This window comes from Plastoroseomonas hellenica (genome assembly GCF_018129085.1).
Classification (GTDB): Bacteria; Pseudomonadota; Alphaproteobacteria; order Acetobacterales; family Acetobacteraceae; genus Plastoroseomonas; species Plastoroseomonas hellenica.
The window spans coordinates 106,679-124,387 of sequence record NZ_JAAGBB010000022.1 but is presented as its reverse complement, the minus strand read 5'-3'; the positions used below and the strand labels follow the sequence as shown (position 1 = coordinate 124,387).

Genomic DNA, 17,709 nt, shown 5'->3' with positions numbered 1-17,709 from the left:
CGCCGCCCGCCGCCGCGGCCCGCGCCGGCATCGGCAACCTGTTCCGCACCGCGACCGGGCTGATGCGCCGCAGCCTGCCGGAAGCACCGGCCGCCGCGCCGGCCGCGCCACGCCAGGCTGCCCCAATGGCCGAGCCGCGCTTCTCCGAGCCGCGCTCCGGCCAGGACGAGATGGGGCTCGAAATCCCGACCTTCCTGCGGCGCCAGAGCAACTAGGGCGCGCAGCGCGATCAGGGGGTGCAATTCGTTGCACCCCCTGCCCTTGCCATGATCCAGCCGCATTGTGCGATGCACCTATCCAGCGTTTTCAAAGGCTTACATAGTAATATTGGGAAATATGGTTTGAGTTTCCACTGGGCGTCCCGACCGCCATCTTCTGCGGTGCAGCAGCGTCGCCATGGATGTCGTGATCACTCCGCGACGGCACGCGGCACTGGTTTCATTCGGGACAGGTTTGCATGGACGGTTTCATTCAGGCGGAGAGCGGGCGGCGGCGGACGCTGAAAAGCGCCATCGGCTGCACCGGTATCGGCCTGCATTCGGGCCGCAAGGTGTCGCTTACGCTGCGCCCTGCCGCCGCCGGCACCGGAATCCTGTTCCGCCGCACCGATCTCGGCGGCCTCACGATCGCCGCGCGCTTCGACCAGGTGGTGGATACGCGGCTCTGCACCGCGATCGCCGCCGATGACGCACCGGATGCGCGCATCGGCACGATCGAGCATCTGATGGCCGCCTTCGCCGGCGCCGGCATCGACGATGCCGAGGTCGATGTCGATGGGCCGGAACTGCCGATCCTGGACGGTTCGGCCGCCCCTTTCCTGTTCCTGATCGACTGCGCCGGCACCGTCACCACGGCGGCCCCGCGCGCGGCGATCGAGGTGCTGCGCCCGGTGCGCGTCGAGGATGCCTCCGGCGCCTTCGCCGAGTTGCTGCCGGCGCGCGATTCCGGCTTCGAGGCCGATCTGGAGATCGACTTCCCGAACACCGCCATCGGCCGCCAGCGGATCTCGGCGCGGATCACGCCCGCGAGTTTCCGCGAGGTGCTGGCCGAAGCCCGCACCTTCACGCTGGCCGAAGACGTGGCGCGGCTGCGCAAGGCCGGGCTGGCGCGCGGCGGCAGCCTCGCCAATGCCGTGGTTGTGGACGGGCCGCTGGTGCTCAACCCGGGCGGGCTGCGCCACGGGGATGAGTTCGTGCGGCACAAGCTGCTCGACGTGGTGGGCGATCTGGCGCTGGCCGGTGCACCGCTGAAGGGTCGCTTCCGGGGCAACCGCTCCGGCCATGCCCTGAACAACCGCGTGCTGCGCGCCCTCTTCGCGGATCAGGCGGCCTGGCGGCGCATCGGCGCGGCCGAGATTCCCGCCGACGGCGTGTCGCTCCGCCTGCCCGCCGCCGCGGCGCCCGCGCGGGATTGAGCCACGCCCGTCCGGGCGCCGGCGCGAATCGCCGCCCCGGTTTGAGGGCGGGACTTGAGCCATGGTATAGAGCGCCGCCCATGATCACGGTCCATCCCATGCGTCTCAGCGTCCTCGCTCTCCTCGCCCTTGTGGCAGTCCTACCAGGCTGCGGCAGCGGCGATGGCGTCCGCGCCTGGGACGGCACCGACACCGGGCGCCGCGTGCCCGGCGCCCCAGCCGGCGACATCGCGCCCGAACAGCTCTATGCCGATGGCATGCGCGACTTGCGCGCGGAGAACTACGCCGCAGCGGTCCGCAACTTCGACCTGGTGGAGCGCGAGCACCCCTATTCCACCTGGGCTACCAGCGCGAAGCTGATGGGCGCCTACACCGAATACCAGCGCAACCGCTACACCGAGGCGATCGGCGCGCTGGACCGCTTCATCCAGCTCCATCCCGCGCATCGCGACATCGCCTATGCCTATTATCTGCGGGCGCTCTGCCAGTATGAGCAGATCAACGACGCGGAGCGCGACCAGCGCCAGACCGAGATCGCGATGCAGGCGCTGCAGGAGGTGGTGAGCCGCTTCCCCGATACCGCCTATGCCCGTGACGCGCGCCTCAAGATCGACCTTGCGCGCGACCATCTGGCGGGGCGCGAGATGACCATCGGCCGCTTCTACCAGCGCCAGGGCCTCTACACCGCGGCGATCGGCCGCTTCCGCCGGGTGGTTGAGGAATACCAGACCACCAACCACGTGCCCGAGGCGCTGCACCGGCTGACCGAGATCTACCTGACGCTCGGCCTGCGCGACGAGGCGCGGCGCACCGCGGCGGTGCTCGGCCACAACTACCCGGGCAATGCCTGGTACCAGGACAGCTACGCGCTGCTGGTCGACGGCGCCTCGGCCACCGCACCCGACCGGCCGGGCTTCTTCACCCGCGCCACCAACTGGCTCTTTTGAGCCTGGCGCGGCGCGCGTCATGCTCGCCTCGCTCGCCATCCGCGATGTGGTGCTGATCGAGCGGCTGGACCTCACCTTCGGCCCCGGCCTCACGGTGCTGACCGGGGAGACCGGGGCGGGCAAATCCATCCTGCTGGACGCGCTCGGCCTCGCGCTCGGCGCGCGGGCGGAAGCCGGGATGGTGCGTGCCGGCCAGCCGCAGGCGAGCGTCGCCGCGGCCTTCCTGCCACCGGCCGATCATCCGGCCTTCGCGCTGCTGGCCGAACAAGGCATGGCAGCCGAGGACGAGATCGTGCTGCGCCGGGTGGTGCAGGCCGATGGCCGCAGCCGCGCCTTCGTCAATGACGAGCCGGTCGGCGTCGCGTTGCTGCGCCGGATTGGCACCACGCTGATCGAGGTGCAGGGCCAGCACGACCAGGTGGGTCTCGCCGATTCGGCGACGCATGGCGGCCTGCTCGACGCCTTCGGGGCGCTGGAGGCGCGGCGGGCCAAGGTCGCCGCCGCCTGGTCCACCTGGCGCAGTGCCGAACGCGCCCTGACGGAGGCGGAAGCCGCCATCGCCGCCGCCCAGCGCGACGAGGAATGGCTGCGCCACGCGGTGGGCGAGCTCACTGGGCTGGCGCCCGTGGAAGGCGAGGATGAGGAGCTGGCGAAGGAACGCCTGCATCTGCAGCAGGGCGAGCGCCGCGCCGAGGCGATCGCCGTCGCCATCGCGGAGCTGACGCCACGCGACCGTCGCTCCGGCTCCCCCGCCCGCGCCCTGCGCGAGGCGGCGCGGGCGCTGGAGCGGCTGCCACCGCCGAATGAGGAGGCGCAGCCCGCGATCGCCCTCCTCAACGCCGCGCAGGAGGCGGTGGCAGAGGCCGAGACGGCGCTGACCCGGTTAATGAGCGAAGGCGGCCCCGATCCGCGCCGCCTGGAGCAGGTGGAGGAACGCCTCTTTGCGCTGCGCGGCGCCGCGCGCAAGCACAGCGTCGCGGTGGTGGAACTGCCGGCCTTGCTGGTGTCGCTGAAGGAGCGGTTGGCCTCGCTCGATGCCGGCAGCGGGCGCGTCGCGGAGCTGGCGCGGGCCGCCGCCGCCGCGCGGGCGGATTACACGGAGGCCGCGCGGGCGCTCAGCGAGGCCCGGCGCGAGCAGGCCGCGAAGCTGGAACGCGCGATCGCCCGCGAATTGCCGCCGCTGAAGCTGGACCGCGCACGGCTCGCGATCGAGGTCGCGGCCAAGGATGAAGGCGGCTGGGGACCGGATGGGCAGGATCGCGTGACCTTCCTGGTCGCGACCAATCCCGGCCAGGCGCCCGGACCACTCGCGAAGATCGCCTCGGGCGGGGAGCTGTCACGGCTGATGCTGGCGCTCAAGGTGGTGCTCGCGCGCGGATCGCCGGTGCCGACACTGATCTTTGACGAGGTGGATGCGGGCATCGGCGGTGCCACCGCCGCCGCGGTGGGCGAAAGGCTGGCCCGTGTCGCGGAGCGGCTGCAGGTGCTGGTCGTCACCCATTCCCCGCAGGTCGCGGCCCGCGGCATCGCGCATCTGCAGGTCGCGAAGTCGGTGCGCGGCGAGCGCGCGGAAACCCGCGTATCCCAGCTTCCCGATGCGGCGCGGCGCGAGGAGATCGCGCGCATGCTGGCGGGCGAGCGCATCACCGACGCGGCGCGGGCCGCCGCCGAGAGCCTGCTGGCCGATGCCCGGTGATCCCAAGGTCCGGGCGGCCGCGCCGGGCGACGCGGCAGCACTGCTCCCACTGGTGCGCGCGCTCAACCGCGAGCAGGGCGATCCCGAGGATCTCATCACCGAAGCGGCGCTGGCCGGGCTGATCGCGGCGGCGCATGTCGCGCTCGCCGAGCTGGACGGCGCGCCGATCGGCTATGCGACCGGCCATGCCACCTTCGAGACCGGCCATGCCGAGCATGGCCTCTATATCGGCGATCTCTACGTCGTGCCGGAGCAGCGCCGGCACGGCGTGGGACGTGCGCTGCTGGCGCAGCTCGCCGCGACCGGAAAGATGCGGGGCGCGCGGCATCTCTGGTTGACCGCGCGGGAAGACAACACTGCAGCACATGCCTTCTATCGCCGCCTGGGCGGCAAGGGCGAACGCGTGCTCGCCTTCGCCTGCGTCACCGAGGATTTCCAGACCCTGGCCGCGGAGGCTGCGCCATGAGCGGCACCCTGTCCGAAGCGGAAGCCGCGGCCGAGCTGGAGCGCCTGGCCGCCGATATCGCGCGGCACGATGATCTCTATCATCGCCAGGATGCACCGGAGATCTCGGATGCCGAGTATGACGCTCTGGTGCGCCGGAACCGGGAGATCGAGGCGCAGTTCCCGGACCTGATCCGCCCCGACAGCCCGTCGCGCCGCGTCGGCGCGACGGCGGCCGAGACCTTCGCGAAGTCGCAGCATGGCGAGCCCATGCTCTCCCTCGACAATGTGTTCGGGCCGGAGGAATTCGCCGAATTCGCCGCGCGTATCCGCCGCTTCCTCGGCCTTTCCGCCGAGGAGACGCTCGCCTTCGTGGCGGAGCCGAAGATCGACGGCCTCTCGATCAACCTGCTCTACGAGAAGGGCCGCTTCATCCGCGGCGCGACGCGCGGCGACGGGCTGGTCGGCGAGGATGTCACCGCCAATCTCCGCACCCTGAAGGACCTGCCGCTGCGGCTGAAGGGCCCGCATCCGGAGCGCATCGAAATCCGCGGCGAGGTGTTTTTGGAGAAGGCCGATTTCCTCGCCTTCCGCGACGCCCAGCAGGCGCTGCTGGACAGCGGCAAGCGGGTGGTGGTGCCGGCCAATCCGCGCAATGCCGCGGCGGGGTCGCTGCGGCAGAAGGATGCCGCGATCACCGCGAGCCGCCCGCTCAAGCTCTTCGCCTATGCGATGGGAGCGGCGAGCGAGCCGGTGGCGGAGACGCACCATGCCTGGCTGAAGCGGCTGGAGGATTGGGGCTTCGATGTGAACCCGCTCTCCAAGAAGCTGCCGGACGAGCATGCGGCGGAGGCCTTCCAGGCGGCGATGGGTGAGCAGCGCGCCGGCCTCGCCTATGACATCGACGGCGTGGTCTACAAGCTCGACCGCATCGACTGGCAGCGCCGCCTCGGCTTCGTCGGCCGCGCGCCCCGCTGGGCGGTGGCATGGAAGTTCCCCGCCGAACAGGCGACGACGAAGCTCATCGCCATTGAGATCCAGGTCGGGCGCACCGGCGCGCTGACACCGCGCGCGGTGATGGAGCCGGTCAATGTCGGCGGCGTCGTGGTGCGCCATGCGACGCTGCACAACGAGGATGAGATCGCACGCAAGGATGTGCGGATCGGCGACACGGTGATCCTGCAGCGTGCCGGCGACGTCATTCCGCAGATCGTCAGCGTCGTGCTGGAGAAGCGCCCAGCCGACGCACAGCCCTTCGTGCCGCTGACCGAATGCCCGATCTGCCACAGCCACGCGGTGCGCGATGGCGACGACGTGGTGCGCCGCTGCACTGGCGGCCTGATCTGTCCCGCGCAGACGGTCGAGCGCCTGAAGCACTTCGTCTCCCGCCGCGCCATGGATATCGAAGGCCTCGGCGAGGAGAACATCCAGCGCCTCTATGACGAGGAACTGCTGCGCAGCCCCGCCGATATCTTCCGCCTCGCCGCCCATGCCGAGCGTATGCGGCAATGGGAGGGCTGGGGCGCCAAGTCGAAGAAGCCGGAGGAAGCGAAGAAGGTCCCGAACCTGCTCGCCGCCATCGAGGCGCGGCGCCGGGTGCCGCTGGAGCGCTTCATCTTCGCGCTCGGCATTCGTCGCATCGGCGAGCAGAACGCGAAGCTGCTGGCCCGCCACTACGTCTCCTTCCCGCATTGGCGGGAGAAGATGATCGCGGCCCGCGTCATCGGCTCCGAGGAGCGGGAGGAACTCGGCAGCATCCAGGGCATTGGTCCCGCCATCGCGACCGAGCTCGTCGAGTTCTTCGCCGAGCCCCGCAACCTCGCGGCCCTCGATGATCTGGCGGGCCAGGTGACGCCCGAGGACGCGACCGGCAGCGGCGCCGCCGACAGCGCCTTCGCGGGCAAGACGGTGGTCTTCACCGGCACCCTCACCACCATGACCCGCGACGAGGCGGAGGCGGTGGCGGAACGCCTCGGCGCCAAGGTCACCAAGAGCGTTTCCAAGAAGACGGATTTCGTCATCGTCGGCGCCGATGCCGGCTCCAAGGCCGCGAAGGCGACAGAGCTCGGCGTCGCAACGCTGACCGAGGAAGAGTGGCGTAGCCAGGCCGGGATCGACTGACCATCAGCGCTGCTGATACTGCCTATCAAACCATTGCGCTGGACGCCGCATCGCCGCGGCGGAGAATAGCAGCATGCCCGTCGATCCCGCCCTGCTCGCCGGCTATCTCGGCGCCTGCATCCTCCTCATCCTGACCCCGGGGCCGGACATGGCCTTTGTGCTGGGCCAGAGCCTGGCGGGCGGGGCCCGGCGCGGCTGGGCGGCGACGCTCGGCATCCTCGCCGGCGCCCTCTGTCACGTCGCCATGGCTGCTGCCGGCGTCGCCGCCCTGGTCGCCGCGCACCCTGCCCTGTTCACCGCCCTCCGCCTCGCCGGCGCGGCCTATCTCATGTGGCTCGGCGTGCAGGCGCTGCGGGCGGCTTTCGCGGGCAGCGGCACACTGGTGCCGGCGCAGGGCCTGCGCAACCTCGGCGCCGCCTTCCGGCAGGGCATGCTGACCAACCTGCTCAACCCGAAGGTGGGTCTCTTCTTCCTCGCCTTCGTGCCGCAATTCGTCGATCCCGACCGCGCCCCGGCCTGGCTGCAGATGCTGATCCTTGGCCCGTTGCTGCCGCTGATGTCAGTCCCATTCTTCGCCGCGCTGATCGCCGGTTCCGGCCGCCTCGCCGCCCGCCTGCGCGAGGGCCGCGCCGCGCGCTGGCTCGATGGCATCGCCGGCACACTGTTCTGCGGCCTCGGGCTGCGGTTGCTGGCGGGAGCGCCGAAGTGAAAGGGTGACCCGGAGAGGGCTCTGCCCTCTCCGGACCTCACCCGCCAGGAGGCTGGAGCCTCCTGGACCTACTCAATTTGACGCCCATCCGGGATGGGCGGAGCCCCTTCCCGGGACAGCCCAAGCACTGCGAGCGCCTCCGCCAGCAGCCCCGCCGGGTCGCGGCCGCCGCCGCGGCTGACGCTGGCGATATGGCTACCGTCGCGCAGCAGGTGGTGGGCGCCGGGCAGCAGGGCGCTGGCCACCGGCACCAGCCCGTCGCTCGGCCAGGCGCCGCGCTGCGCCATCCAGCGCGCCGCCAGGCCGTAGATCCGGTCGCGGCCGCGCAAGCTGCGCGCCGGCAGCGCGGTGGCGAGGCAGACCACCGGCAGCCGTGCGAGCAGGGCCGCGATCGACTGGGCATGGGCTTCCATCCAGGCCGCGCGCCGCGTCGTGGTGAGGTCGCGCAGGCCTTCGCCATTGCCGATGCGGAGCAGCCGCGCGAGGCCCATGGCGGCAGCATCGAGCGGGCGGGCGCGGGTGACGGCATCGGCGATCGGGCTGCCGAAGAAGGGCGATTGCAGTGCGACGAAACCGGTGCAGCGCGCCGCCGCCACGGGGTCGAGCAGCGCGGCCAGCGCTTCCAGCCCGCCCTTGCTGTGGGCGATCAGCAGCACCGGCGAGGGTTCGGCCAGCAGCACCTCCCGCAGGCGCTCGGCGTTGCGGGCGATGGGTGCTGCGGTCGGCAGGCGGACCACGTCGACCTCGGCGCCCTGGGCACGGAGCCAGGCGGCGAGGCCATGCATGTAGTCGAGCCCGATCGGCCGCAGCGCCGCCATCACCTCCCCCATCAGCCCGTGGACGAGGAGAACGCGCTGGCCGGCCAAGTTGCCCGGCCGATCCAGACCTTCGCGGCCTTCGGCCGCTCCGGTCATCGGACGGGGCAGCGTCACAGCGGCGCGCAGGCGGCGCGCAGCCAGTCGGCGATCGGGCCTTCGACCTGCGGCGCGACCTCGGCGAGGACGCGCGCATGATAGGCATCGATCCAGGCATGCTCGGTCGGCGTCAGCAGGGCCGGATCGATGAGCCGACGGTCGAAGGGGGCGAGCGTCAGCGTCTCGAACTCCAGGAACATCTTGCGCGCGCCGGGAACCTCGGCGCGCTTCACCAGCAGCAGGTTCTCCTGCCGGATGCCGTATTCGCCGGCGGCGTAGAAGCCGGGCTCGTCGGAGAGGATCATGCCCTCCCGCAGCGGCACCTGGCGCGCGGCGCGGCTGAAGGCGACCGGCCCTTCATGCACCGAGAGGTAGCTGCCGACGCCGTGCCCGGTGCCATGGTCGTAATCCTCCCCCGCATCCCAGAGCGGGCGGCGCGCGATGCCGTCGAGATGCGGACCGGAGACGCCTTCGGGAAAGCGCAGGGTGGCGAGCGCGATATGCCCGCGCAGCACGCGCGTGACGCGGGCCCGCAGCAGCGCCGGCGGCGCGCCTGGCCCGGTCCAGAGGGTGCGGGTGATGTCGGTGGTGCCGTCCGGATACTGGGCGCCGCTGTCGATCAGGTAGCACTCATTCGCCGCGATGCCGCGATTGCTCTCCTCGGTCGCGCGGTAGTGGACGATGGCGCCATGCTCGCCGGCGCCGGAGATCGCGGGAAAGCTCTCGCCGCGGAACAGCGGATCAGCGGCGCGGAAGCCGACCAGGCGCTCGGCGGCCGCGATCTCGCTGAGGCCGCCCTTCGGCGCCTCGGCCGCGAACCAGGCGAGGAAGCGCGCCATCGCGGCGGCGTCGCGGCGATGTGCGCGACGGGCGCCCTCGCGCTCCACCGGATTCTTGCAGGCGCGCGGCAGGCGGCATGGATCCTCGCCGGGGCTGACGGTGGCGCCCGCGGCGCGCAGGCGCCGCGCGATCCAGGCCGGCGTCGCCTCGGCATCAACGCGCACGCGGCCGGTCAGCGCGTCCAGCGCCGCCGGCAACTCAGCGCGCGGGCGCAGACGGACGGCGTTGCCGAGATGCATGCGCACCGCGGCATCGGCGCGGTCGGGATCGAGGAAGAGGTCGACGGCACCGTCCGCGTCCACCACCGCGAAGGAAAGCGGCAGCGGCGTATAGGGCACGTCCTGCCCGCGGATATTGAGCAGCCAGGCGACCGAGGACGGATCGGCGAGCACCACCGCCGCTTCATTCGCCTCGCGCAGCGCGGCCGCGACTTCGCCGCGCTTGGCGGCGGCGTCGCGGCCCGCGAATTCTGCGCCGTGCACGCGAAGCGGCGAAGCCGGCGGCGCCGGCCGCGCGGTGGCCCAGACGGCATCGAGGGGATTGGCTTCCAGCGGCACCAGCGTCACCCCGGCAGCCTCGAAGCGCGCCAGCGCCGGTTCGGCATGCAGCCAGGGGTCGAAGCCGATGCGGCTCCCCGCCGCATGTTCGCGGAGCCAGTCGGCCGGTGGCTCCTCGGTCAGGTGGCGACGCTCCCAGAGGGTAGGGTCGGTCTGCTGCGTCACCTGCAGGGTATAGCGACCATCGGTGAAGACTGCGGCGCGATCGGCCAGCACGATCGCGAGCCCGGCGCTGCCGCTGAAGCCGGTGAGCCAGGCCAGGCGCTCGGCCGAGGCCGGCACGTATTCCCCGAGATGCTCGTCCGCACGCGGCACGAGGAAGCCGGAAACGCCCGCTTCGGCGAGCTTGGCACGGAGGGCGGCGAGGCGTTCGGCAGGGGTCAAGCGAGGGGCTCCTCACCAATGGTTACGGCATTGTTGCATGCATCCACAGGAAGCCATGCACTCAGGTGATATCTCAACTGCTGCAAATCCGCATCGAACTCATAGGGAATACGCCTATCTATTCGTCTGCGAACAACGCCCGGCGCCGCGGTGGAGTGCCTCCACCGGACGCGGACGGGGCGTCTCGCAGCCGAGGAATCTGTATCATGGACGCCCGTCTCACCGAGAGGGAGCTCAGCCGCCTTCTTCCCCCCGTCAACTTCCGTGACGCCGAGGAGCGCGAGGCCATCCGCCACGCCGCCATGGCGGCCCGGGATGCGGCGATCAGCGCCGGCTTCCGCCGCGCCGGCCGCGGCATCGTCGCCGCGCTGACCGCGGTGGCGAGCGCCGTCGCCAACTGGCCGAGCAAGCGCCGCACCTATGCGGAGCTGCTGAGCCTGACCGACCGCGAGCTCGCGGATATCGGCCTCTCCCGCGCCGATGTCAGCCGCGTCTTCGACCCCGACTTCGCGCAGCCGCAGCGCGCCGCGAAGACCCCGGTCGCGCTCCGCTCGCAGAGGCCGCTCGCCGCCTGAGGCGCATCCCGTTCAGGCCTTTCCTGCCTGAACGGGTGATGGCGCGCGGACTGGATCATCGCTGATCCTGCAAGCGCGGGGCCGTGCATGGCAGCCCCGCGCCGCCGCCTCTACCATTGCAGCGCCGCCATCCGGCCTGATGGCGGCATGACCCGCTCTGCCTGGATCGTCGTGCTGGCCGCCGCCCTGTCCGTGAGCCTGGCGCTCGGGATCCGGCAAACCTTCGGGCTGTTCCTGCTGCCGCTCGGCGCGGAGCACGGCATCACCGCGACCGCCTTCGGCCTCTCGGTCGCCATCCATAACCTGCTCTGGGGCATCGGCCAGCCGATCACCGGCGCGATGGCCGACAAGTATGGCGCCGGGCGCGTGGCGCTCGCCGGCGCCGGCTTCTACGCGGCCGGGCTGCTGCTGATCGCGGCCTATCCCTCCGCCCTCACGCTCTTCCTCGGCATCGGCATCCTGACCGGCATCGGCGTCGCCTGCGCCGGCTCCGGCACGGTGCTGTCCGCCGTCGCCCGCGCCGTGCCGCCGGAGCAGCGCGGCAACGCGCTCGGCCTCGCCTCCGCCGGCGGATCCTTCGGCCAGGCGGCGATGGTGCCGCTGGCGATGAGCGGAATCGGGGCTTACGGCACCCAGATCGCCCTCGTTATGCTGGCCTCGACCCTGGTGCTGGCGCTCTTCATCGCGCCGAAGCTGGAATGGCGCCGCGGCACACCGCTCGGCGCCGCGCCCGTCGGCCTCTCCGGCCTGCCCGACCTTGCCCGCCGGACGCTCGCCAACAAGGGCTTCGCGCTGCTGACCACCGGCTTCTTCGCCTGCGGCTTCCAGCTCGCTTTCCTCACCGCGCATCTGCCGGCGCATCTCTCGCTCTGCGGCCTGCCGGCCTCCCTCGGCGCCACCACCCTGATGCTGGTCGGCCTGTTCAACATCCCCGGAAGCTGGCTCTGCGGACGGCTCGCGAACACCGTGCAGCCGGAGAAGGCGCTCGGCGTCATCTACCTGATCCGCACCGTCGCCATCGCGCTCTTTGCCAGCACCGTGCCGACCGAATGGGGTGCGATGGTCTTCGCTTCGGTGATGGGCTTCGTCTGGCTCGGCACCATCCCCCTCACCTCGGCGGCCATCGCACGGCGCTTCGGCGTCGCCGATCTCGGCGCGCTCTATGGCCTCTGCTTCTTCTCCCACCAGGTGGGCGGCTTCCTGGGCGCCGGCGTCGGCGCCGTGCTGGTCGACGTGAACGGCAATTACGATGCCTTCTGGCCGGTGATGGTGCTGGTCGGCCTCGCCGCCGTCGCCGTCAACTGGGCGGTTCGCGCGCCGGCGCGCGTGGCGACGGCCTGAGGCCGGCCTGCCTCAGAAGGGGCGCGGATCTCCCCGGCTGACGTTGCTGACGCGCCGCCGACGATGATTGAGGCTGTGACTCAACGGCTGCTGCGGCTGGATGCGCCCACCGAGAGCCCGCCGCCGATGCCGACCGTAAGTCCCTCGGGGCTGCGCCTTTCCGGATCGTAGGCATCCGCGCAGCCGGCGACGCACAACAGGACTGCGCCGGCCATCAATGCCCGGGCGATTATTCCGTAAACCATCTTCGCGTCTCTCCTTCGCAGGGCATGGTGGGACTTCCTGGGCTGGGTGGCGAGCATGGCCGAGCGGCTGAACGAGCTGCCGGTAAGACGGGCTCCTTCATCCGATCCCCTCTCCGCCATGCCGCGCCGGCATGCCTCCGGCACAGGCCAAGGCAACCCCGTCGCCCGCGGCACGCTCTTGCCGATGGAGGATGCCATGACCCCTGCCGAGCGCGCTCTGCTGTTGCTGGTGGCTGAGCACATGGCCGCCCTGCTGGACGCCGAAGCCGCATCCCTCGATGCGGCGAGCATGCAGGCAGAGCAGATCCGCGCCTTGATAGCGAAGGTCCTGTCAGAGCCGAAGACGTCCGACGCATGAAGCACTGGATTGCCTGGCATCCACACGAGGCCTTCGCCTATCGCGCCGACACGGAGGCTGAGGCGAGGGCGATGGTGACTGGCCTGTCCCGGTATGGCGGCCATGGCGACTGGATACGATGTCGCGCGGACGGGTGGCGGCTTCTGTCGATCGATGATCCGAACGCCGATTCCGTGGGTGCTGCTCGGCGCCCCTCCGGCAAGACACGCTGACGCTGCCGCCCGCCCGGCCCTCACCCCACGCGGCGACGGGCGGCCTGTTGCGGCCCCTGCAGGTACAGATACTCGGGATCGAACTCCCCGCGCTCGGCCAGGCCCGCGGAATCGAGGATGTCGACCTGCGCGTAGCGGAATACGCACAGCCCATCCTCGCGCAGTTGGCGCATCACCCGATTCACGTGCACGCTGGTCAATCCGCAGATCTCGGCGAGTTCGGCCTGGCTTATGCCCAGCGCGAAGCGTCTGCCGTCGCTGAGCCCCACGGCAGCCAGGCGGGCGTTGGTCTCGCTCAGGAAATGCGCCACACGGCCGATGGCATCGAGCCGGCCGAGGCGGAACAGCCACGCGCGATGTATCGCGGCATCGAGCAGCGTCGCATACCACAGCTTCCGCGTGAGAGCCGGCATCTCCTCCGTGATGCGATCGATGGCGCCATGCGGCACGATCGCAATCGTCGCGGCCGTCAGGGACGCCACATCGTGGTCGAGCGTCTTCAAGGGATAGCCGTGAAGGTCGACGAATTCACCCGGGACATGCACCGCGACCAATTGCCGCAGCCCTTTGCGATCATCCACGATGCGGCAGAGAAATCCCTCGAGCAGCAAGGTGCTGTGTGACAGGCGGTCCCCGATGCGGGTCAGCGTGGTGCGCGCGGAGACCGATCGCACCTCGGCGATCGCCTGTTCGAGCACCGCGCGCTCACGAGGCTCGAGGACGCCGCGCCGGTTCTTCAGGAATCGTTCGGTCAACACGCGCGGTCCCTCGCCAGCCAGGATGGCAGGGCCAAACGCCCCGCACGCCCGCTGCTGCCCTTGTATCAACCGTACCGCAAGAGATTGGTTTCGGTGGGGCGCTCGGCAGCCATGACCAGCGAGGCATCGCAATCCCGCCACACTTGTCACTCCCACCACCCGCTCCGCCTGCGCCAAGTTGGCGCCTGTCCAACGACGAGCGGCCGATAGCGACGGCGTCATGCTTCAGCCGGAAGGCCTCAGGTGCTCGTCCAGATCGGAGGTTGCAACGACCATGACCAAGTCACCTCGGAGCGATCAGAAAAAAGCCGAACAGCCCGCCATGCGCACGCCGCCGGTTCTGCCGCGGGCGGCCTGGGAAGCCGCATGGCAGGAGCTGCTCGTGAAGGAGAAGGCCCAGACCCGCGCGCGCGACGCGCTGGCCGCCGAACGCCGGCGGATGCCGTGGATGGCCGTCGAGAAGGCTTATGCATTCGAAGGGCCGAACGGCAAGGCGAGCCTGCTCGACCTCTTCGAAGGGCGCCGGCAGCTCATCGTCTACCGCGCCTTCTTCGAACCCGGTGTGTTCGGCTGGCCCGACCATGCCTGCCGTGGCTGTTCGATGGTGGCCGATCAGGTCGCGCACGTCGCGCATCTGAACGCCCGCGACACCACGCTCGCCTTCGCCTCCCGCGCCCCGCAGCAGGACATCGCGCGCCTCAAGGCGCGGATGGGTTGGGAGATGCCCTGGTACACCATCACCGACAGCTTCGACGCCGATTTCGGCGTGGATGAGTGGCACGGCCACAACGTGTTCATCCGCCAGGGCGACAAGCTGTTCCGCACCTACTTCATCAACAACCGCGGCGACGAGGCGATGGGGAACACCTGGAGCTACCTCGACATCACGCCGCTCGGCCGCCAGGAGGCATGGGAGGATTCGCCGGAGGGCTATCCCCAGACCCCGCCCTACAAGTGGTGGAACTGGCACGACAGCTACGCCGCCGAAGCCCGCCCCGACCCCCAATGGGTCGCGGTGTCGGATGCCGGCGAGGCCGCCTTCCGGAACCGCGACGCGAACGGCAAGGTGTGATCGGTGGGCGACGCCGCCGATGCCGGCGCGTCGCCCACCCCTCGAAGATTTTTGCCCGTGTCGGCGACGTCGCGGCAACGAAAGCCGGCTCGGCGAATTCAGCCTTCCAACCAGGAGGCGATCGTGCCGCTCCCCGATTTCATCCCCGTCAGCGCCGTTCAGGTGGTCACTTCGTTCAAGCAGGTGCTCCATGGTACGCCCGTGGTGTTTCGTGTGGGCGCCGAGGGCTGGCTTCAGGGGATCGTCTTTTCTGAATCGCGCGAGACCGGCGTCGTCAGCTTGGAGGCCGAGACACTTGGGCGCTTCTGGGGCGCCGACGAGCTGACCTGGCCTTTGCTGGATGCGGCCGGTTCGGCGGAGCTGGGCATCGATCTGCACCCATGCCCCGGAGACACCGGTGCAACCCCGGAGCCGGACGGCGCTCTCTACGCGAAGTATGAAGAAGGCGAGCAGTTCCGCGGCTTGTATCTCGCGGCGTGGCGCGAGGTCGCCGGCGAGCGGCAGAGCTTCAGGATGATGTCGTTCAAGGACCCCTTGGGCGGATCCGAGGAAGCGATTCAGTGGGCCCGCTGGGGGCACCCCCGGCTCCTTTGGATGGGCGAGCGGAATCGCGAGGCCTAGGAGCCGAGAGGTGCGCAGGGAGATGGTCCGGCGGGTCTGCCTCGGGGGTGGCGGTGCTTCCCCAGGCATGCCGTCAGGTGGCGTCCGGCGACGGGCTCGCGGGAACGGAATATCGCCCGTTCCCGAAGGCCGGAGCGGATGGGATCAGCGCCAGCCCAGCGCGGGGGCGACGTGCTTCAGGATGCCCTCGATGACATGGGCGCAGTATTCGACACCGAGCTGGTTCGGGATGGTCAGCAGCAGGGTGTCCGCCTCGGCGATCGCCTCATCGGCGCGGAGCTGCCCGACCAGCACCTCGGGATCCGCGGCATAGCTGCGGCCGAAGATGGCGCGGGTCTTCTCGTCGATGAAGCCGACCTGGTCCTGTTCCTTGCCGCTGCGCCCGAAATAGGCGCGGTCGCGGTCGTCGAGCAGCGGGAAGATGCTGCGGCTGACCGAGACGCGGGGCGTGCGGGCGTGGCCGGCTGCCTTCCAGGCCGCGCGATAGGCGCGGATCTGCGCCGCCTGCTGGATGTGGAAGGGCTCGCCGGTTTCGTCGTCCTTGAGCGTGGAGCTCTGCAGGTTCAGGCCCTGCTGGGCGGCCCAGACCGCCGTGGCGTTGGAGCCGGAGCCCCACCAGATGCGATCCCGCAGGCCTTCCGAATGCGGCTCCAGCCGCAGCAGGCCCGGCGGGTTGGGGAACATCGGGCGCGGGTTCGGCTGGGCGAAGCCCTGGCCGCGCAGCGTCTCCAGAAAGACGCTGGCGTGGCGGCGGCCCATCTCCGCGTCGGTCTCGCCCTCGGCCGGGGCGTAGCCGAAATGGCGCCAGCCATCGATCACCTGCTCGGGCGAGCCGCGGCTGAGGCCGAGCTGGAGACGGCCGCCGCTGATCAGGTCCGCGGCGCCGGCATCCTCGGCCATGTAGAGCGGGTTCTCGTAGCGCATGTCTATGACGGCGGTGCCGAGTTCGATGCGGCTGGTCTTGGCACCCATGGCGGCGAGGAGGGGAAAGGGCGAGGCGAGCTGGCGGGCGAAGTGGTGGACGCGGACATAGGCGCCATCCGCGCCCAGTTCCTCCGCCGCGACGGCGAGGTCGATGGACTGCAGAAGCGCATCGGCGGCGGAGCGGGTTCCGGATTGGGGCGCGGGCGTCCAGTGGCCGAAGGAGAGGAAGCCGATCTTCTTCATGATGGGTTTGATCCAGATGGGCGGGACGACACCCGCCAGGGAGAGTGGAGCGGCCCCGAGGTGATCGATGGGCCGTGGTTGCATGGGGATATGGGGCCTGGGCCGCATCGCGCCCAATCACCGGCGCCGATGATGGTCATGCCCCCGGAGCATCATGCGCGCATGAATGGGCGGCCGGTCTGCGCCTGGAAGCCGGCGCAACTTTCCGGCCGCCGCCAGCTTGAGGTTCCATGCAGATAACGATCTTTCACAATGCGACTGCAGGCGAGGAGGAATGGCCCGCCGAGAGGGTGCTGGCGCTTTGCGAAGAGTTGGAACTGGAACCGGTCTACCTGCCGGCGAAGGATCCTGAGTCCCGAGAGGCGCTGCAGCAGGCCTCCGGCATCGTGGTTGCCATCGGCGGGGATGGCACGATCGCCAGGGCAGCGCGGTCGATCGACCGGGAGAAGGCCTCGCTCATGATCCTGCCGACAGGGGGTGCGAACAACATCGCCCGTTCGCTGGGCGTCTACGGCCATGCCGCGAAGATCCTGCGCGGGCTGTCGGCATTCGGCACGCAGCCGCTCTATCTCGGCAAGCTGACGGCGCGGAGCGGCGTCAGGGCCTTTGTCGAGGCAGTGGGACTTGGAGCCATCGCCGCGCTGGCCTCGCGTTCCGGCGACCATCTGGACCGGCAGAAGAAGCGCGAGACCGGGCGATCGCACGTCATCGCCTCGCTCTCGGAGGCCTTGCCCATGCGCAGCACCATCAAGCTCGACGGCGCTCGGCTCGAGGGCCCGATCCTGGCCTTCGAGGCGATGAACATCGCGCTCATCGGGCCGAACCTTCCGCTCGTGCTGCGTGCCGAGCGGTCGCCAGACCAGATCATCGCCGCCTGGCTGCCGCCGGACCGTTGCGACGCGATGCTGGCATGGCTGGAGGACCCGCACCCCGGGCGCTGCCCGATGCAGACCGCCGCCGTTCGGCGCATCGAGGTCGATCCCGCCGACCACCCGGTGCGCGTCGACGACAAGCTCATGGAGCCACTGGAGCCTTTCCGGCTTCGGCTGCGGAAGCAGCCGGTCGCCGTCCATATTCCGAAGGCGCTGCCTTAGCCGAATCGGCAGAGCTGCCCGCGGCATCGCGCAGTGGCGGCATCATCGGCCCCGGCGGAGAGCTCGGCGGAATTTCCGGGCCAGGCACGGGGAGCGGCGGGATCTCCGGCGCGGGCGGCGAACCCGGATCGACCTCCGGACCTGGCGGTGACGCTGGCGGCACCTCGCGTGGTGGCACCGGCTGCGGGTCGGCGGGATCAGCGGGCCGCGGCTTTTCCGGTGTCGGCGGCGGCATCTCCG

16 protein-coding genes and 1 pseudogene are annotated in these 17,709 nt (G+C 70.5%); 13 read left to right on the top strand and 4 right to left on the bottom strand.

Going from position 1 to position 17,709, the window contains the following annotated elements:
• From GXW71_RS18740 to GXW71_RS18710, 7 genes and pseudogenes are all read left to right on the top strand, one after another.
• A pseudogene (locus GXW71_RS18740) lies at nucleotides 1-215 on the top strand (cell division protein FtsZ); the annotation flags it as partial.
• Between the two features lie 242 nt (nucleotides 216-457).
• Nucleotides 458-1,414 carry a UDP-3-O-acyl-N-acetylglucosamine deacetylase gene (gene lpxC / locus GXW71_RS18735; RefSeq protein WP_211854078.1) on the top strand — a complete coding sequence of 319 codons (957 nt, stop codon included), beginning with the start codon at nucleotides 458-460 and terminating at the stop codon, nucleotides 1,412-1,414.
• Nucleotides 1,415-1,512: 98 nt separating this feature from the next.
• A complete protein-coding gene (locus GXW71_RS18730) occupies nucleotides 1,513-2,361 on the top strand; it encodes an outer membrane protein assembly factor BamD (protein WP_211854077.1) in 849 nt (282 codons plus the stop codon).
• A gap of 19 nt (nucleotides 2,362-2,380) precedes the next feature.
• Nucleotides 2,381-4,057, top strand: coding sequence for a DNA repair protein RecN (gene recN / locus GXW71_RS18725; protein ID WP_211854076.1), 1,677 nt, complete (start codon nucleotides 2,381-2,383; stop codon nucleotides 4,055-4,057).
• The gene (locus GXW71_RS18720; RefSeq protein WP_211854075.1) at nucleotides 4,047-4,523 is read left to right on the top strand and encodes a GNAT family N-acetyltransferase; all 477 of its coding nucleotides are present in this window, start codon (nucleotides 4,047-4,049) and stop codon (nucleotides 4,521-4,523) included. Before recN ends, GXW71_RS18720 begins: the two co-directional genes overlap by 11 nt.
• Nucleotides 4,520-6,622 (top strand): NAD-dependent DNA ligase LigA, encoded by a 2,103-nt coding sequence (gene ligA / locus GXW71_RS18715; protein WP_211854074.1) that lies wholly within the window; start codon nucleotides 4,520-4,522, stop codon nucleotides 6,620-6,622. The genes GXW71_RS18720 and ligA overlap by 4 nt, the downstream gene beginning before the upstream one ends.
• A 73-nt stretch (nucleotides 6,623-6,695) precedes the next feature.
• Complete coding sequence (locus GXW71_RS18710) at nucleotides 6,696-7,331, top strand: LysE family translocator (RefSeq protein WP_211854073.1); 636 nt, start codon at nucleotides 6,696-6,698, stop codon at nucleotides 7,329-7,331.
• A gap of 68 nt (nucleotides 7,332-7,399) precedes the next feature.
• On the opposite strand, the gene GXW71_RS18705 is transcribed toward GXW71_RS18710, so the two are convergent.
• Both GXW71_RS18705 and GXW71_RS18700 read right to left on the bottom strand, forming a co-directional pair.
• Entirely contained in the window at nucleotides 7,400-8,245 is an 846-nt protein-coding gene (locus tag GXW71_RS18705; protein WP_211854072.1) for an esterase/lipase family protein, read from the bottom strand.
• A 14-nt stretch (nucleotides 8,246-8,259) separates the two neighbouring features.
• Nucleotides 8,260-10,026, bottom strand: coding sequence for an aminopeptidase P family protein (locus GXW71_RS18700; protein WP_211854071.1), 1,767 nt, complete (start codon nucleotides 10,024-10,026; stop codon nucleotides 8,260-8,262).
• Between the two features lie 206 nt (nucleotides 10,027-10,232).
• Between GXW71_RS18700 and GXW71_RS18695 the strand changes: the two genes are divergently transcribed.
• The 3 genes from GXW71_RS18695 to GXW71_RS18685 all read left to right on the top strand — a co-directional run bounded on the left by GXW71_RS18695 (nucleotide 10,233) and on the right by GXW71_RS18685 (nucleotide 12,545).
• Nucleotides 10,233-10,601 (top strand): DUF1127 domain-containing protein, encoded by a 369-nt coding sequence (locus GXW71_RS18695; protein ID WP_211854070.1) that lies wholly within the window; start codon nucleotides 10,233-10,235, stop codon nucleotides 10,599-10,601.
• Between the two features lie 147 nt (nucleotides 10,602-10,748).
• Nucleotides 10,749-11,942 (top strand): MFS transporter, encoded by a 1,194-nt coding sequence (locus GXW71_RS18690; RefSeq protein ID WP_211854069.1) that lies wholly within the window; start codon nucleotides 10,749-10,751, stop codon nucleotides 11,940-11,942.
• A 300-nt stretch (nucleotides 11,943-12,242) separates the two neighbouring features.
• The gene (locus GXW71_RS18685; RefSeq protein ID WP_211854068.1) at nucleotides 12,243-12,545 is read left to right on the top strand and encodes a hypothetical protein; all 303 of its coding nucleotides are present in this window, start codon (nucleotides 12,243-12,245) and stop codon (nucleotides 12,543-12,545) included.
• Between the two features lie 232 nt (nucleotides 12,546-12,777).
• Here GXW71_RS18685 and GXW71_RS18680 read toward each other — a convergent pair whose 3' ends face one another.
• Entirely contained in the window at nucleotides 12,778-13,512 is a 735-nt protein-coding gene (locus tag GXW71_RS18680) for a Crp/Fnr family transcriptional regulator (protein ID WP_211854067.1), read from the bottom strand.
• A gap of 325 nt (nucleotides 13,513-13,837) precedes the next feature.
• On the opposite strand from GXW71_RS18680, the gene GXW71_RS18675 reads away from it, so the two are divergent.
• Together GXW71_RS18675 and GXW71_RS18670 are read left to right on the top strand one after the other, a co-directional pair.
• Nucleotides 13,838-14,587, top strand: coding sequence for a DUF899 domain-containing protein (locus GXW71_RS18675; RefSeq protein WP_211854066.1), 750 nt, complete (start codon nucleotides 13,838-13,840; stop codon nucleotides 14,585-14,587).
• 3 nt (nucleotides 14,588-14,590) lie between these two features.
• Nucleotides 14,591-15,208: a hypothetical protein gene (locus GXW71_RS18670; RefSeq protein ID WP_211854065.1), complete on the top strand. Its 618-nt coding sequence runs from the start codon at nucleotides 14,591-14,593 to the stop codon at nucleotides 15,206-15,208.
• Nucleotides 15,209-15,352: 144 nt separating this feature from the next.
• On the opposite strand, the gene GXW71_RS18665 is transcribed toward GXW71_RS18670, so the two are convergent.
• Nucleotides 15,353-16,375, bottom strand: a complete 1,023-nt coding sequence (locus tag GXW71_RS18665; protein ID WP_211854064.1) for an LLM class flavin-dependent oxidoreductase — start codon at nucleotides 16,373-16,375, stop codon at nucleotides 15,353-15,355.
• 230 nt (nucleotides 16,376-16,605) lie between these two features.
• Between GXW71_RS18665 and GXW71_RS18660 the strand changes: the two genes are divergently transcribed.
• On the top strand, nucleotides 16,606-17,469 hold the full coding sequence (locus GXW71_RS18660; RefSeq protein ID WP_211854063.1) for a diacylglycerol/lipid kinase family protein: 864 nt from the start codon (nucleotides 16,606-16,608) through the stop codon (nucleotides 17,467-17,469).
• The last annotated feature ends 240 nt before the right edge of the window (nucleotides 17,470-17,709 follow it).

Bases quoted from the DNA above. Each gene is read 5' to 3' on its own strand.
- lpxC (WP_211854078.1), top strand. From the start codon at position 458: ATGGACGGTTTCATTCAGGCGGAGAGCGGGCGGCGGCGGACGCTGAAA.
- GXW71_RS18730 (WP_211854077.1), top strand. From the start codon at position 1,513: ATGCGTCTCAGCGTCCTCGCTCTCCTCGCCCTTGTGGCAGTCCTACCA.
- recN (WP_211854076.1), top strand. From the start codon at position 2,381: ATGCTCGCCTCGCTCGCCATCCGCGATGTGGTGCTGATCGAGCGGCTG.
- GXW71_RS18720 (WP_211854075.1), top strand. From the start codon at position 4,047: ATGCCCGGTGATCCCAAGGTCCGGGCGGCCGCGCCGGGCGACGCGGCA.
- ligA (WP_211854074.1), top strand. From the start codon at position 4,520: ATGAGCGGCACCCTGTCCGAAGCGGAAGCCGCGGCCGAGCTGGAGCGC.
- GXW71_RS18710 (WP_211854073.1), top strand. From the start codon at position 6,696: ATGCCCGTCGATCCCGCCCTGCTCGCCGGCTATCTCGGCGCCTGCATC.
- GXW71_RS18705 (WP_211854072.1), bottom strand. From the start codon at position 8,245: ATGACCGGAGCGGCCGAAGGCCGCGAAGGTCTGGATCGGCCGGGCAAC.
- GXW71_RS18695 (WP_211854070.1), top strand. From the start codon at position 10,233: ATGGACGCCCGTCTCACCGAGAGGGAGCTCAGCCGCCTTCTTCCCCCC.
- GXW71_RS18690 (WP_211854069.1), top strand. From the start codon at position 10,749: ATGACCCGCTCTGCCTGGATCGTCGTGCTGGCCGCCGCCCTGTCCGTG.
- GXW71_RS18685 (WP_211854068.1), top strand. From the start codon at position 12,243: ATGGCCGAGCGGCTGAACGAGCTGCCGGTAAGACGGGCTCCTTCATCC.
- GXW71_RS18675 (WP_211854066.1), top strand. From the start codon at position 13,838: ATGCGCACGCCGCCGGTTCTGCCGCGGGCGGCCTGGGAAGCCGCATGG.
- GXW71_RS18665 (WP_211854064.1), bottom strand. From the start codon at position 16,375: ATGAAGAAGATCGGCTTCCTCTCCTTCGGCCACTGGACGCCCGCGCCC.
- GXW71_RS18660 (WP_211854063.1), top strand. From the start codon at position 16,606: ATGCAGATAACGATCTTTCACAATGCGACTGCAGGCGAGGAGGAATGG.